Below are 15,748 nucleotides of genomic sequence, written 5' to 3' on the forward strand. Positions count from 1 at the left end.
TGACAAAAGCCATTGTAGTTTTGAAAATATTGCAACTTATCGCTATCTTGATTGTATTACATTTTAAAACAGAAATAAAATAAAGAATCAAAAAAATTGCAAATTGGTTTGCAAAACTAACAAAAATTGACAAAAAACAGCTCATTATGTTGGATTACTCAATCTATCAAGCAAATAGTCAATGAAACACTAAAATTATTAGTGATGCAGTTTTTTATTTGCCAAATAAGCTTGCCGTTTTGAACCCCAAAATAATGACCGCAAGATACTTTTACAACATTAGATAAAAGCAACTACATCATAATGTTGTATCTTTTGTTAAAAATTTTGATATATCATGGCCACATTAATCCCTAATTTTATGCTTTTATAACTAAAACTTAAACCATGAAAAAAATACTTATTTCTTGTATGATAGTAGCAGCTGTTGTAGTAGGCTGTAAAACAAATAGTGATTCGGCTAATACAAAAAACTTAAAAATTGATTTTGAATCCAAAAGTAACAGCAACGTTTCTGGTACCGCAACATTTGTAGAGAAAAATGGCATGGTAACTTTCACCGCAAAGCTAGCAGGATTGCAACCAGGCGTGCATGCAATACACATTCATGAAAAATCAGACTGTTCAGCTGCAGATGGAAGTTCAGCAGGAGGACACTGGAATCCTACTTTTAAAAAGCATGGAAAATGGGGTGTTGGTGAGTACCACAAAGGAGATATTGGAAATTTCACAGCTGACGCAAATGGAAACGGAATGATAACCATGACTACTAATGAATGGAATATTGGTTCAGGTGATCCTACAAAAGATATTTTAGGGAAAGGTTTAATTGTACACCAAGGTACGGACGATTTTGTATCACAACCTTCAGGAAATGCGGGTTCGCGAGTTGCTTGTTCTGCAATAATTAAATAATTACTATTTAGAAGCGTGTATTTTTTATTTTTATAATGCACACTTATTTAATTTTAAATTAATCCACAAAGCCATAAAAAACTATAGCTTTGTAGCCTTAATACTTTACAATGATTAATCCATCAGCATCTGGCTGGATAGACAAATATTTCACCATGCAAAAAACTGTTACACAAACAGTATTTAGCAGCTCTAACCAGTATTACAATGAAATTAGAGCCACTGGTTTTATATACGGCCACGTAGTTTCTTTTGAAACAAATGTTCCTATAGATACAAAAGGATGGGTACAAAATGAGATTCCGAAAGTAGCCTTACTCAACACCCTTTATGCAATTTATGGATTGACTCAAAAGGAAGAAAATCCAGAAAATTTTATACTGAAAGCTTTGGCTTTTTATAACGAGATGAATCCGCAAGGGTTTAATTTGTTTAAAAAAGTACTTCCTAATGGTGCTCCATCTTTAAACTTAGAAAAAATTATTGATGAACGTGTTCAAACAAACATAGATATTATCAGTAAAAATTTCTCACACATAATGACTAATGCGTTATTATTTGTAGACGTTTTGGCTTTTCGCCAATATTTATTACACGGTCACATTCCTGAAAAATATTTAAAAAAAATAGAAGAATCTGTAATTAGCTTGGTTTCATTAGCTTTGAAAACAAAATCTCAAAAGTCTACTTATGATGATTTATTAATCAAACTGTTTGAAGCTTCTGTACGTTATAGCAAATTTTCAAAAGTGAGTGTTCAAAACCTTGAAGAACTTAATTTAGACTATTTCACTTCGGACTTAGAGAAATATTATTTAATTGATATGGCCGGAATGGCATTATGGAGCGATGGAGAAATTGAGAATGAAGAAGCTTACTTTTTACATAAACTAGCAGAATTAATTGGTGTTTCTGATGATTTTGTTGCGGATAGTATTCAAAATACGGATGCCTTTATAAGTAAACATAAAAAAGAGATTGCGTATTTTAATTACTCCAATCCAGTAAAACATTTTTACGATCAAACCACTCAAAGTGTGATAACTTTGATTACACGTAATAAAAATAGACTAGTTAAGGAAATTATTCAAAGTAAAGAGTTAATGATTTTACTAGCAGTTTCTACCACTAGAGACCTAGATGATAAGGAAAAGAAAAAGGTTAAAAAGCAATTGTTAGACATCTGTAAATCGGTGCCATCATTGACTATATTTCTCTTACCTGGAGGTAGTTTATTACTCCCAATATTAATAAAATTTATCCCAAAGATGTTACCATCAGCATTTAATGAAAATCTAGATGAAACTGAATAAAAAAAAGCCACTTTTTATAAAGTGGCTTTTTTTTTAATATTAAAATTGCAATTGAAATACTTCATCTAAATCTGTATTCGAACTGATATTTACTTCTAAGTCGGTTACAAATCCTGAATTCAATCCATACACCCAACCATGAATACTAAGAGCTTGTCCGCTTTTCCATGCTGCTTGAACGATAGAGGTTTTAGATAAATCAAAAACTTGCTCTTTAATATTGATTTCAACAAAAGCATTAAAACGTTCTGTTTCATCTTCAATAGAGTCTAAATAAGTATTGTGTAAACGGTACACGTCTTTAATATGACGAATCCAGTTGTCAATGATTCCAATAGACTGATTACCCATTGCAGCTTTAACTCCACCACAACCATAATGTCCACATACAATTACATGTTTCACTTTTAATACGTTAACCGCATAATCTAAAACACTTAACATATTCATGTCAGAGTGTACAACCATGTTAGCAATGTTTCTATGTACAAAAACCTCTCCAGGCTTAGCGCCTATGATTTCATTTGCAGGAACACGGCTATCTGAACATCCAATCCATAATAATGGTGGCGTTTGTCCTTTAGCTAAGTCGGCAAAAAAGTTAGGGTCTTTTTCTAAAGCATCAACAACCCATTGTTTATTATTATCTAGTATTTTTTTATAAAAATCACTCATTTTTTTTTAAGTTTTAAAGTGACTAACTAACGATAAAATTTATTAAAATCAAATGCGTTAATTAATCTACAGTTATTTTTCAATTATTTTCTAATGTCTCTGTTACCGATTCTTTTTTAACCATCTTTCTTTTTGCCACATCATAATAATGCTCAAATGAAACATGATTAGCATTTTCAGGTGTGTTTTCTAAATCGTATGCGTCCTTGAATCCTTTAAGTTTTACCTTTATATTTTCTTCTTTAGCACGAGTTCCTTTAAACTCTTTAATTAAATCCAAAATATCATGTGCAATATAAACAGTATCTTGTGCATTAATGATTACTTTACTGTTTTCTGGAATGTCATTTAAAGTGCTTTTTATAGCTGCTTTATTTAAAAAAGAAACTTCTTGTGCAAGATCAATATGAATAATATCTCCGTCTTCATATTCTTCCTTTTTAAAGCTATACGCTCTTTTTAGGTTTCCTTTTAAGATAAAAATAATACTAATTACAATTCCTAATGCAACACCTTTAAGTAAATCAGTAGTAACTACTGCAATCAAGGTAGCGATAAAAGGGATGAACTGGTATTTTCCTTTTTCCCAGAAATGTTTAAATGTTGCAGGTTTTGCTAATTTATATCCAACTAAGATTAATATCGTAGCTAGAGTAGCTAATGGAATTCTATTTAGAATAACTGGAATAGCCAATACACTTATAAGTAATAATACTCCGTGAATGATAGCCGACATTTTTGATTTGGCTCCAGCCGCATTATTAGCTGAAGTACGCACTACAACAGATGTCATAGGTAAACCACCAATTAATGCACTTAAAATATTACCAATTCCTTGTGCTTTAAGCTCAATATTAGTGTCTGTATATCTTTTTTGTTCGTCCATTCTGTCCGAAGCTTCGATGCATAATAAAGTTTCAATAGAAGCTACAATAGCAATGGTCAACCCTACAACCCATACTTTAGGGTTTGTAAATCCAGAAAAATTTGGAGTAACAATAATTCCTTTTAATTCTTCAAAAGAAGTAGGAACAGGTAATGAAACTAAATGTTCTTTTGAAATTGCAAGAGAACTTCCAGAAGAGATAAAAATCTCATTTAATATAATTCCTGATGCAACAGCAATTAAAGCACCTGGCACTAATTTTAATTTCTTAAAAAAAGGAACTTTATCCCAAGAGATTAAAATTACCAATGAAACTATTGTTATAATAATAGCTCCAAGTTGAACGTGGTTGAATACTTCAAATAAAGATGAAAAAGTGTTATTTCCATTTTCCTGAGCAAATGATTGATCGCCTTCAAAATCAGCATCATAACCAAAAGCATGAGGCAATTGTTTTAGGATAATAATTACCCCAATACCTGCTAGCATTCCTTCGATTACATTAGTAGGAAAATAGTTTGAAATACTACCTGCTTTAATAAAACCTAAAGCTAGCTGTACGAATCCAGCAATAAGCACTGCTGTTAAAAAAATATCGAAAGCCCCAAAATCAGTGATGGCTGTCAATATAATTGCTGTTAAACCAGCTGCAGGTCCAGAAACACTAAGGTGTGATTTACTTAAATACCCCACAACAAGTCCTCCAATAATACCAGAGATAATCCCGGCTAATGGTGGTGCACCAGAAGCTAATGCAATTCCTAAACATAAAGGTAGCGCCACCAAAAAAACAACTAAACCAGAAGCAAAATCTGATTTAAGGTTAGCAAAAAGATTGATTTTCTTTGTCATAATACAATAATAATTAATATACAAAACACTGAAGCATAAAGATATGCAAATTCATGTTTAAATTTATAAAAAACGGTATGTACTATGCTATGTCAGGAGGAGGCGAAAAAATACTGCGAGTAATCTTATCATGTTTAGACAAGTTCTCAGATAGTATTAATGTAGTTTTATTGTATTTACCTATTAAAAGCTCAGGAAGAACTTCTTCATGGTAAGTAAAAACTTTAATTTCTTTTTGGGTGTGTTCTTCTTCAGAGAGACTGAAAATTAATGTGGTATCGCATGACTTTTCTATTATCGTCACAATAGGTGGCGTAGCCAAAAAGGCTATGAATAAGAATAAAAAGATACTTGCAATTACTTTCATTAATGCAAAAATATGGTTTAACTTGTTAAAACAAAAACAAGTGCAGAAAATTTATAAAAATTTAACATTAAAAAAAAACGCCAGACTATTAATACATTAATAATCTGGCGCTTACTTTATATTATAATAATACCATTATTCCTCTAACCAAGCTTGCATCATCCATATTGTTTTTTCTTGCTCAGCAATAAAATCACTCATCATACTATTAGTACCTTCATCATTAATAGCGGCTGCTTTATCTAAAATTATTCTTTCAATTTTTAGTAGTTCTGATAAAGAAGCAACAATAAGGTGAATTGCTTTTTCATCTTTAGAAATATCTTTTCCTACTACTAATTGATTGTTTGCAATGTAATCCTCAAAAGTATGCAGTGGTCTTCCTCCTAATGTAAGTACACGCTCAGCAATCAGATCAATTTTTAATTGAGAATCATTATACAACTCTTCAAATTTTACGTGTAAATCAAAGAAACGTTTCCCTCTAATATTCCAGTGAATTCCTCTTAAATTTTGATAATAAACTTGAAAGTTTGCTAACAATGTATTCAATTCGTTTACAATTAATTCTGATTCTTTTACTGGTAATCCTAAAATATTCGTTTTCATAATCGTTAATTTTTATACAAATTTAAAAAACAAAGCTAGAAATAAACTATAAAACAAATTGATTGTTTTTATCTTTGTATCATAAAATACTATAGATGACAATCACTCAATTAAAATATGTACTAGCTGTAGCTGAGCATAAGAATTTCACGCTAGCTGCTGAGAAATGTTTTGTAACTCAACCTACATTGAGTATGCAAATCCAGAAAATTGAAGAAGAATTAAGTATTCTGATTTTTGATCGATCAAAAAAACCAATCCAACTTACGGAAATTGGCCAAAAAATAGTGAATCAGGCTAAAAACATCGTTAATGAAGCTGATCGAATTCAAGATATCGTTGAGCAACAAAAAGGCTTTATAGGTGGTGAATTTAGGCTAGGAATCATTCCTACTATCATGCCTACCCTCTTACCTATGTTCTTAAATAATTTCATTAAGAAATACCCTAAAGTAAAATTAATTATAGAAGAATTAAATACTGAGGAAATTATTGTCAAGTTAAACAACGGTCATCTCGATGCTGCCATAGCTGCAACGCCTTTGCAAGAAGAAAAAATCAAAGAAATTGTTTTATACTTCGAACCTTTCATGGCTTACATTCCTGAAAGTCACGAACATTTTGATAAAAAAGAAATTGAGATATCCGACTTAAATTTAGATGAAATCTTATTATTACAAGACGGTCATTGCTTTAGAGATGGGATTTTGAATTTATGCAAGAACAATCCTAAAAATGAATTCAGTCATTTTCAAATAGAAAGCGGTAGTTTTGAAACATTAATCAAACTAGCCGATGAAGGGTTAGGAACTACATTGTTGCCATTCTTACACACACTGGATCTAAAAGAAGCAGACAAATTAAAGTTAAGACATTTTAAAGAGCCTAAACCTGCTAGAGAAGTAAGTTTAATTTACCCAAAAAGTGAATTAAAAATTCAAATAATTGATGCTTTAAGAAGTACAATTGCTGGTGTTATAAAAGGCGCTATTGTATTTCAAAATGTAGAAGTGATTAGCCCTTTGGCAAAAAGCCGAAATTAATTAATCCTTCACAACAATAAGACACTTCTTTAACTCTGGCTTTTTACTAGTGTAGAAATTAAGCCAGTTTTTAAGGTGTTCCATTTCATAAGGCAATAAATTACGCATTGCTTTTCTTAATTCCTTAGTAAATAAATCAGGATTAAAACTAACTTTTTCAAGAGAATCCTTAGTGTAAAAATAGATCAATCTAGACATGGCACTTTGTTTAGTAGGTTGTTTTAATAATAAAGTAAATATATAAATAGTTACTTTATATAATGCAAAATATAAGCCAAACTACGTTAAAGTATCGACGGATTGTCATAAAATAAGAAAAACGGTATTACTCCCTCTTCTTTTATACCACTAATTACTTAAGCTGAGTTTTAAATATAAAAAAAGGAACCTAAAACATGGGTTCCTTTTTATTTATCAATTTACGATAAGTAAACATTGCTTTAATTCCGGTTTTTCGAAAGTAAAATCAAACAACCATTCTCGTAATTGCTCAATTTCATATGGTAATAAAGTTCTAATTGCTTTTTCTAATTCTTTACAAAAAAGACTAGGATCAAAGCTAACTCTTTCTAATATGGATTTTGTGTAATCAAACATGATTTTAGACATAATAAAATAAGAATTTCAGGTTATTTTTTGATTTTCTACTGTTGTAAAAATACACTATTTAAAAAATGTATGATTAGAATTTAACGTATATTTTTGATAAATATTTTACATAAATAAAACATTTAACTATTAATCAATTGCTTACCTTTATAAATTAACTGATTTTTTTAGCTCTAAACATTTCTCTTTTACCTGGAGGCCCAGCTAGTTTTTCAACAACAAACCCTACTTCTATCATGCTTCTTTTCACAACTCCACGAGCGGCATAAGTTACTAAAACCCCATCATCCTTGAGTGCGTCATACATTTTTTGAAAAATTTCAGTACTCCATAATTCTGGTTGTACTCTGTATCCAAAAGCATCAAAGTATATCAAATCAAATTTATTTTTATCTTCTATGTCTGCAAAAAACTGCTGCCTCTTAGTTAAGGTGAACCTATTACTTAAAATGGTTTTCTCATTCCAGGCCGAACCGTGCATTTGATCAAAAATATTTTCTTGATCTAAAGCATTTAATTCTGCTACGTAATTCATTGAAACAAGCTCTTCTGATGATATTGGGTACGCCTCCACTCCTACATAATCGATAATTTGATTCATTTTAGCACCTTCTAAATAGGTTATAAAAGCATTCAAGCCGGTTCCAAAACCTATTTCTAAAATAGCCAATTCTTTATCCTTGAACAACGATAGTCCGTTTTTTATAAATACATGTTGTGCTTCTTGTATTGCTCCATGCTTAGAATGATATGATTCATCCCACTCCGGAATATGGATTGTAGTGGACCCGTCTAGTGTTTGTATAATTTCTCTTTTCAAAATAGTTTTATTTTTTAAAACCCTAACAGCTCCATTAGCGCTAAGATTAGGTCAAAAATACTCAAAAACAACTATACAAATGCGCTTATACACAATTAGTTTTTTACTTCTAATTTATTGCTTGCAAGTGTAATTTTCGATAAAAACAATAGTGAAAAAAGTGGATTTACATCAAAAACAATCCCTTATAAATCTCCTAACAATGTATACGCATTTATTTTATTGGACTTAAAAACCACCAAAATTACATTTAACCAAATTACCCTTAATGGTTTTATAGTTAGTTTAAAATAGCCTTTATAATATTACATATTTAATATAAAACATACTATTTTAATTTAGTTTGTTATAATATCAATAAATCACAATTAAAAGCGCTAATTAATGGTGTTTTAGCAAGGAAATTACTGATTTTTATTTAATTTTGCAGAAGCCAAACTTCTTTATTCTAATATAATTAAGTAGACCCTTTTTATACCAAAAATAACCATCGTTAAAAGCGAAACAAATAAAATATTATTATGAGTACTACTCAAAATCAACAAATTGACATTACTAAAGCCGCTTCGTCTAAAATAAACGAAGTAGATTTTGACAACTTAACTTTTGGTTCTGTATTTACAGATCATTTATTTGAATGTGACTATATTGATGGTCAATGGCAAACTCCAGTTATCAAGCCTTACGCGCCGTTTTTAATGGATCCTTCTTCTCGCGTTTTTCATTACGGTCAAGCAATTTTTGAAGGTATGAAAGCCTATAAAGATGAACAAGATGCTATTTGGCTTTTTAGACCTGATGAAAACTACAAGCGTTTCAATAATTCAGCAACACGTATGGCAATGCCTGAAGTACCTGAAAATGTTTTTATGAATGGTTTACACCAATTATTAAAAATTGATGAAGCTTGGATTAAAAAAGGAGACGGAAGTTCTTTATACATTAGACCCTTTATGATTGCTACTGGAACCGGCGTTATGGCTAATCCATCTGATAATTATAAATTCATGATTCTTTTATCTCCAGCAAAAGCATATTATTCTGGTGAGGTAAAAGTACTTATCGCAGAGCATTTTAGTAGAGCGGCAAATGGTGGTATTGGAGCTGCAAAGGCAGCAGGAAACTACGCTGCACAATTCTACCCTACAAGCTTAGCTAATAAAGAAGGGTTCCAACAAGTGATCTGGACGGATGATGCTACACATACTATGCTTGAAGAAGCAGGTACAATGAATGTGTTTTTTAGAATTAACGATACCTTATATACAGCACCAACTAGCGAAAGAATCCTTGACGGAATCACCCGTAAAAGTTTAATCGAAATGGCTCAAAAAGACGGAATCGAAGTTGATGTGCGTCCAGTATTAGTTTCTGAATTGGTTGCTGCTGCAAAAGATGGTTCTTTGAAAGAAATTTTTGGTGCTGGAACAGCTGCTGTAGTGAGTACTATAGCTGGTTTTTCTTACCAAGATGTTTACTACGAATTGCCTAAAACAGCAAATTCATACGCTGCACAATTAAAAACTAAATTAACCAACTTACAAAACAAACTTACCGAAGATACTTTTGGTTGGACTGTGAAAGTATAGTACGTTACAACATACAAAAAAGCGATTTTCAATATCTTGAAAATCGCTTTTTTTATGCCTTTTTTTAAATGTACTAGCGTGCTAAAATTTTAGAAAAATCCGGTTTAAAATAATTAGGCCCTTTTAGTACTTTCCCATCTTCTCTATAAATAGGATTTCCGTTTTCATCTAACTTACTCATATTACTACGCTGAATTTCATCAAACACAGCTTCCATTTTATCTTGCAGTCCGTGTTCTATAATTGTTCCGCATAAAATATACATCATATCACCTAAAGCATCAGCTATTTCGATCAAATCCTCATTTTTTACTGCTTCAAGATATTCTTCATTTTCCTCCTTCATTAATTCATACCGAAGATTATTTTTTTCGGCGCCTAAATTGGCTTTCGGTTCTTCGCTATATCCTATTTTAAATGCAGTATGAAACTCCTTGACGGCATTGATTTGTTTTTGCATGATTTTTATTTTAAGAAATGAAACGGCAAATTAGCAACTATTGGTAAACTATTAACTAAATTTGCTAAAAATAATTTACACTATGTTTAGTCAAGGACAATTGATATTTGCTGGCTGTTTTTTTATTGCTTTTGTTATCGCAATGGTAATTGCTTATAGAAAAGATATAAATACACACAGAGAATTTTACAAAGGGAATTATAAAATCCTATTGGGTTTTTTACTTTTTATTGGAATTTTATTTTTGATAAAAATATTCTTCAAACGTTAATTCACTCGTTTCAATGCACAAAAAAGCCCGCTACAAAGCAGGCTTTTTTTATGCAGTAAATTATTCGAGTATTAATTTTCTAAAGGTAAAAAACTAAAATCTTTTGAGTAATTAAGCATTTGCTCTTCAAATGATTTAGGTTGCTCTACAGCAATAGAAATAATATTTCCTTTCGCATCCATTTTTGGAACTAAAACTGGATTTACAAAACCACTATAAGGAGCCGAAGCAAACTGCTTGTTACGTGCTAAAACCTCAGCATGTAACTTTTGATCTACTTTTACACCGTAGTTTTCTACTAAAGCTTTTCCAGCTTCATAATCTCCCTCTGACTTGATGCGTTGCACTTCACGCAATAAATCTCCAAAGATGGCATGTAATTTTACGTAATCAGTAATATTGAAATAGGTTTTTCCGTTGCGAGTTAATTTCTCAATAACGTTATCTTTCTTTCCTTTTTCAAAAGCCCATGCACTCACCCACTGACGGTTTCTCATGTGTGCTTCTTCAATATTTGCACCTAAGTCTAAACGAACTAATTGCGTCATTAATCCATTACGAATGTAGCTATCATAAGATTCCATTCCTGTTTTTTTCCAGTCATCAACTAATCCTAGTTCTTGAATTTTAGGATTGTATAAATAGTACAAACCAACTAAATCAGCTCTTCCTTCTTCTAAAGTAGAAGCATAACTTTTTAAAGTTTCTTTTGGTGTACCCACTCCTTCGTTAATTTGCCCAGAAGCATGACCTACAACTTCATGTAAAGCAGTGTGTAATTTATCACCTATTTCAGCATATTTTTCAGCCAAAGCAATTTCTTCAGCATCATTTGCAAATTCTTGTAACTTTCCTTTTCCGCCTGCATTAGAGTAAGCATCAATGATATTCCCTAAAGAAACAGACTTAGAACCATGCTCTGCACGAATCCAGTCAGCATTAGGCAAGTTCACACCAATAGGCGTACTAGGAGAAGAATCTCCTGACTCACCAGCAACAATAACAGTTTTGTATGAAACTCCTACTACATTTTTCTTTTTATGTTCTGGCATTAAAGGAGAATTATCCTCAAACCACTGTGCACTTTCAGAAACCACAGCCATTTTTTTAGACATATCAAAATCCTTAATTTGCACCACACCTTCATAAGAACCTCTATATCCTAAAGGATCATTATATACTTCTATAAAACTATTGATGTAATCAATATTCCCCTCTGTAGCGTCAAGCCATGCAATGTTGTATTCATCCCATGTTTTCAAATCTCCTGTTTGGTAATATTTAATCAACAATCCTAAAGCATCGGCTTGTTTTTGATTTTCAGCAACTCCTTTAGCTTTCTCTAACCAAAAAATAATTTTGTCGATTGCTGCACCATACATTCCGTTACTTTTCCATACTTTCTCTTCTAATTCACCATTAGCATTACGAACTAACTTAGAGTTCAAACCGTAGGAAAGAGGCTTTTTAGGATCTGCATTTGTTTTTTTAGCGTAAAAATCTTCAGCTTCTTTAAGCGTGATCCCTTTATCATAAAAGTTAATTGCTGAACCAGCTAACAATCCTTTTGACTCATCAAGATTCACTTTTTTATCATCTACATCATTAAAAAGAACGTCTACAACAGCTGCTTCTAAAACAGTATTAGTTGTTTTCATTAAATCAGCAAAATACGCCTGATTAAATTCAGGTTTAATTTTATCATTTGAATAATGGTGGTGTATTCCGTTAGAAAACCACACTCTTTTTAAATAGATTTCAAAATTAGCCCAGTCTTTACTTTCTTTATCTCCAGCATAATTTTGATAAATATTTTCAAGTGCTTTTCTAATTTTTAAGTTATTTCTATAGTTTTGATCCCACATAATATCACGTCCAGAAGTTCCTGCTTGTGTAAGGTAGTAAACTAATTTTTGCTCTTTTAAGGTTAGATTTTCCCAACCTGGAATTTGGTAACGCAACACTTTAATGTCGGCAAATTGCTCTACAAGATTATCAAACGCTTTTACATCTTGCTTTGCAGTAGCAGTGCTCGCTGCAGGTTTTTGTGTATTACAAGCAACAAAAACTCCAGCCGTAAGGATTAATCCAGCTATTTTTTGTAATTTCATTATTAATGGTATTTAGTTTTCAATATATTATTATTTACAAATATACATATTCTTTAAAGAAGTTATAAAAATCAACATTCGCAAGCGCAATAAATTGCCGAATTATTAAAATATCAGTCAAAAACAAGCTTTCATTGAATTACAATCATAGTACTTTTATTACGCCAAAAGTGTCCGTTATTGCAAGCTTTTTTAGAATTATAAGATTATAAATGCGCTCAACAAATTAAAAAAGCAGGCATTTTATATTTTTTCTATACTTAGTATAGCATATTAATAAAATTTCTAACTTTACAACACCAAATAAACCACTTAACATGAGAATTTTAAAATATCTATTTCTTTTATTTTTACTAAGTTTAGTAGCCTTGTCCATATTTATTGCTACGCAAAAAGGGGATTTTCAAGTGGAAAGAAGTAAAATTATAAATTCTCCTAAAGCTGTAGTCTTTAGCTATGTAAATGATTATAAAAACTGGAGCGAGTTTGGTTCTTGGGCAACTGAAGATCCTGAAATAAAAATGATTTTCCCTGAAAACACCATTGGTAAAGGAGCTGCATATTCTTGGGAATCTAAAGATGGTGATGGTGACATGAAAACTCTTTTTGCTAAAGAAAATGACAGCATTTCTCAAAAAATGAATTACAACGGAACTTTATCTTCTGTTTATTGGACATTTAAAGATGCAAAAGGCGGCACAAAAGTTACGTGGAATATTAAAGGTAAAATGAGTTTTGCCTTCAAGGTATATACCGCTTTAAATGGAGGTGTCGATCGAGTTATAGGAAGTATGTTCGAAAAAAGTCTTGAGAACCTAGACAAATCATTAGTATACGAAATCAATACTTTTAATGTAAAAGTAGATGGATTAGTACAAAAACCTATGACCTATTATTTAGGACAAACATTTACAACGGAGATTTCGAAAATCAATAAAAATTTCAAAATTGTAGTTCCAAAGATTAAATCTTTCTGTCAACAAAATGACATCAATACAGTAGGAAGGCCTTTTATTGTTTACCATACCTATGATGAACAAACACAATTAGCCCGCATCACAATAGCTGTACCTATCGAGAGAGAAATATTTATAAGTTCCGGTAGTGACATTATTTCTTCTAAATTAGCACCATTTGAAGCTGTAAAAGCAACTTTAACTGGAGACAATTCACATAATAAAGCTGCTTATGATAAAGCTCTCGCTTATTTCAATCAAAACAAACTTACGCACGATCCTACTATTACCCATATAGAAATATACAATACTAATAAAACAGAGGTAAAAGATCCTTCAAAATGGATCACCGAAGTATACATCCCTATGCCTCCTAAAGTTGTCGTGCCTGTAAAAACATACACACCAGCCCCAGTTGAAACAGAAACAGATTATACTCGTGATGCTGAGACTAACACTAATCCTACCACGCCTAAAACTACAGTAGTTAAACCTACCACTCCAAAAGTTGGAACTCCAAAAGCGGTTACACCCAAAGCTCCAAAACCAGAAGCTGAGAAAGTGGTAAAACCAGAAGTGCCTAAAAAAACCGTAATTGAAAAACCCGTAACAGAGGAAGATGAATTCGAATTTTAATTTATTTTTTAAATCACATTAAACCTTTATTATAAATTCTATTCTAATATAAATAAAAGCATACTTTGTCAGAAGAAGAAGAATTTATACAACAGTTATTGAATAGTAAAACGCAAAACGAAGCGTTTCAAAAACTCTTGTTAACCTATCAAAAACCGCTTTACAATCACATACGTAACATTGTTCTCAACCACGATGATACTGATGATGTTTTGCAGAACACTTTTGTGAAGGTTTTCCAAAATCTTAAAAATTTTAAAGGAGAGAGTAAGCTCTTTTCTTGGATGTACCGCATTGCCACAAATGAAGCGATTAGTTTTTTAAATATAAAATCTAAAAAAAGTGGTATAAGTTCCCAGACACTTCAAGATAAAGCAATCGATAATCTTAAAGCAGATGACTATTTTGACGGAAATGAAATACAAATCAAACTCCAAAAAGCCATAGCCAAGCTTCCAGAAAAACAACAACTAGTCTTTAAAATGAAATATTTTGAAGAATTAAAATACGAAGAAATTTCAGAAATTCTAGGCACATCCGTAGGAGCATTAAAAGCTTCATACCATCATGCTGTAAAAAAAATAGAAAGCTTTGTTACATCAAATTAAACCTTTTACTCATTTTGAAGTCAAACTAATGTTATGAAAGAATTTAAACTCGAAAATAGTACAAAAATTGAAACCGGATTTTCAACTCCAGAGAATTACTTTGAGGATTTCTCAGCAAAATTAATGCTTAAAATCCCTCAAAATGATACCGCTGAAGCAAAAGTGATTCCGTTTTTCAAAAGACGAAAAACTAGTATCATGTTAGTTGCAGCATTACTTGTAATTGGCTTGATGATCCCCATCGCTTTCAATCAAACAAAAAAGATTGCTACTACTGAATTAGACGATACCACTTTAGAAAATTACCTAAGTTATCAAAGTAATATGAGTCAATATGATTTAATCAACTCACTAGAATCAGAAGATTTACAAAATATAGAGACAGAAAATACCACATCCTTAGAACAAGAAACTATAGAAGATCTATTAGTTGACAATGGCAATTTAGAGCATTATATAATAGAATAACCTTCTTTATTGCCTATTATGATCCATGATAATTTTAAAAATAAACAACATGAAATTTAAAAAAATACTACCACTATTACTGCTTCTTACTTCTTTTAGCATTTTTGCACAAAGCGAAGGAATGAAAGACAAAAAAGAACAAATAAAAGCTATGAAAGTCTCTTTTATAACTTCTGAATTAGACTTATCTACTAAAGAAGCACAACGTTTTTGGCCTGTTTATAACTCCTTTGACGACAAGCAGTTTGAAATCAGACACGAGAAAATGAAAATGTGTAAAACACAATTAAACGACATCACATTAAATAAAATAAACGAAAAAGATGCTTTGAGTTTAATTGACAAAATGGAAGACTCAGAAGATGAATTATACAGCTTACGCAAAAAATACATCAAAGATCTTAAAGAAATTCTTCCAGCTGCAAAAATCTTAAAACTGCGAAAATCAGAAGATGATTTCAACAGAAAACTTTTGCATCAATATAGAGATAAAGCCAAAAGGAAATAATCAATACCACACTATGAAACACAAAACCCTAAACAATTTGTTTAGGGTTTTG

General features: G+C 31.3%; 17 protein-coding genes. 9 read left to right on the top strand and 8 right to left on the bottom strand.

The features are described from left to right. Nucleotides 1-387: 387 nt before the first annotated feature. Together ACVEGE_RS01170 and ACVEGE_RS01175 are read left to right on the top strand one after the other, a co-directional pair. Complete coding sequence (locus tag ACVEGE_RS01170; protein ID WP_192500259.1) at nt 388-915, top strand: superoxide dismutase family protein; 528 nt, start codon at nt 388-390, stop codon at nt 913-915. Between the two features lie 110 nt (nt 916-1,025). After that, nucleotides 1,026-2,228 (top strand): LETM1-related biofilm-associated protein, encoded by a 1,203-nt coding sequence (locus ACVEGE_RS01175; RefSeq protein ID WP_192500260.1) that lies wholly within the window; start codon nt 1,026-1,028, stop codon nt 2,226-2,228. A 39-nt stretch (nt 2,229-2,267) separates the two neighbouring features. Here ACVEGE_RS01175 and can read toward each other — a convergent pair whose 3' ends face one another. Both can and ACVEGE_RS01185 read right to left on the bottom strand, forming a co-directional pair. Then, nucleotides 2,268-2,903 (bottom strand): carbonate dehydratase, encoded by a 636-nt coding sequence (can, locus tag ACVEGE_RS01180; RefSeq protein WP_173854255.1) that lies wholly within the window; start codon nt 2,901-2,903, stop codon nt 2,268-2,270. 79 nt (nt 2,904-2,982) lie between these two features. Then, nucleotides 2,983-4,641 (bottom strand): SulP family inorganic anion transporter, encoded by a 1,659-nt coding sequence (locus ACVEGE_RS01185; protein WP_192500261.1) that lies wholly within the window; start codon nt 4,639-4,641, stop codon nt 2,983-2,985. A 53-nt stretch (nt 4,642-4,694) separates the two neighbouring features. Here ACVEGE_RS01185 and ACVEGE_RS01190 point away from each other — a divergent pair, with 53 nt between their 5' ends. Continuing rightward, the gene (locus ACVEGE_RS01190; protein ID WP_173854258.1) at nt 4,695-4,856 is read left to right on the top strand and encodes a hypothetical protein; all 162 of its coding nucleotides are present in this window, start codon (nt 4,695-4,697) and stop codon (nt 4,854-4,856) included. 287 nt (nt 4,857-5,143) lie between these two features. On the opposite strand, the gene ACVEGE_RS01195 is transcribed toward ACVEGE_RS01190, so the two are convergent. Next, nucleotides 5,144-5,617, bottom strand: a complete 474-nt coding sequence (locus ACVEGE_RS01195; protein ID WP_192500263.1) for a Dps family protein — start codon at nt 5,615-5,617, stop codon at nt 5,144-5,146. 95 nt (nt 5,618-5,712) lie between these two features. Here ACVEGE_RS01195 and ACVEGE_RS01200 point away from each other — a divergent pair, with 95 nt between their 5' ends. Further along, nucleotides 5,713-6,660 (top strand): LysR substrate-binding domain-containing protein, encoded by a 948-nt coding sequence (locus ACVEGE_RS01200; RefSeq protein WP_173857292.1) that lies wholly within the window; start codon nt 5,713-5,715, stop codon nt 6,658-6,660. Here ACVEGE_RS01200 and ACVEGE_RS01205 read toward each other — a convergent pair whose 3' ends face one another. The 3 genes from ACVEGE_RS01205 to mnmD all read right to left on the bottom strand — a co-directional run bounded on the left by ACVEGE_RS01205 (nt 6,661) and on the right by mnmD (nt 8,089). Further along, complete coding sequence (locus ACVEGE_RS01205) at nt 6,661-6,858, bottom strand: hypothetical protein (RefSeq protein ID WP_192500264.1); 198 nt, start codon at nt 6,856-6,858, stop codon at nt 6,661-6,663. A 216-nt stretch (nt 6,859-7,074) separates the two neighbouring features. Further along, nucleotides 7,075-7,269, bottom strand: coding sequence for a hypothetical protein (locus ACVEGE_RS01210; RefSeq protein ID WP_192500265.1), 195 nt, complete (start codon nt 7,267-7,269; stop codon nt 7,075-7,077). A gap of 154 nt (nt 7,270-7,423) precedes the next feature. Next, complete coding sequence (gene mnmD, locus ACVEGE_RS01215; RefSeq protein ID WP_173854267.1) at nt 7,424-8,089, bottom strand: tRNA (5-methylaminomethyl-2-thiouridine)(34)-methyltransferase MnmD; 666 nt, start codon at nt 8,087-8,089, stop codon at nt 7,424-7,426. Nucleotides 8,090-8,610: 521 nt separating this feature from the next. On the opposite strand from mnmD, the gene ACVEGE_RS01220 reads away from it, so the two are divergent. After that, the gene (locus ACVEGE_RS01220) at nt 8,611-9,678 is read left to right on the top strand and encodes a branched-chain amino acid aminotransferase (protein ID WP_192500266.1); all 1,068 of its coding nucleotides are present in this window, start codon (nt 8,611-8,613) and stop codon (nt 9,676-9,678) included. Between the two features lie 73 nt (nt 9,679-9,751). On the opposite strand, the gene ACVEGE_RS01225 is transcribed toward ACVEGE_RS01220, so the two are convergent. Beyond that, nucleotides 9,752-10,138, bottom strand: coding sequence for a pyrophosphohydrolase domain-containing protein (locus ACVEGE_RS01225; RefSeq protein ID WP_192500267.1), 387 nt, complete (start codon nt 10,136-10,138; stop codon nt 9,752-9,754). Nucleotides 10,139-10,480: 342 nt separating this feature from the next. After that, nucleotides 10,481-12,520, bottom strand: coding sequence for a dipeptidyl-peptidase 3 family protein (locus ACVEGE_RS01230; protein ID WP_192500268.1), 2,040 nt, complete (start codon nt 12,518-12,520; stop codon nt 10,481-10,483). A gap of 317 nt (nt 12,521-12,837) precedes the next feature. Between ACVEGE_RS01230 and ACVEGE_RS01235 the strand changes: the two genes are divergently transcribed. From ACVEGE_RS01235 to ACVEGE_RS01250, 4 genes are all read left to right on the top strand, one after another. Next, complete coding sequence (locus ACVEGE_RS01235; RefSeq protein WP_192500269.1) at nt 12,838-14,112, top strand: SRPBCC family protein; 1,275 nt, start codon at nt 12,838-12,840, stop codon at nt 14,110-14,112. A gap of 65 nt (nt 14,113-14,177) precedes the next feature. Then, complete coding sequence (locus ACVEGE_RS01240) at nt 14,178-14,720, top strand: RNA polymerase sigma factor (RefSeq protein WP_173854277.1); 543 nt, start codon at nt 14,178-14,180, stop codon at nt 14,718-14,720. A 33-nt stretch (nt 14,721-14,753) separates the two neighbouring features. Next, entirely contained in the window at nt 14,754-15,188 is a 435-nt protein-coding gene (locus ACVEGE_RS01245) for a hypothetical protein (RefSeq protein ID WP_173854279.1), read from the top strand. Nucleotides 15,189-15,237: 49 nt separating this feature from the next. Next, nucleotides 15,238-15,696: a sensor of ECF-type sigma factor gene (locus ACVEGE_RS01250; RefSeq protein WP_173854281.1), complete on the top strand. Its 459-nt coding sequence runs from the start codon at nt 15,238-15,240 to the stop codon at nt 15,694-15,696. Nucleotides 15,697-15,748: the final 52 nt, after the last annotated feature.

The organism is Flavobacterium sp. PL002 (assembly GCF_054165825.1).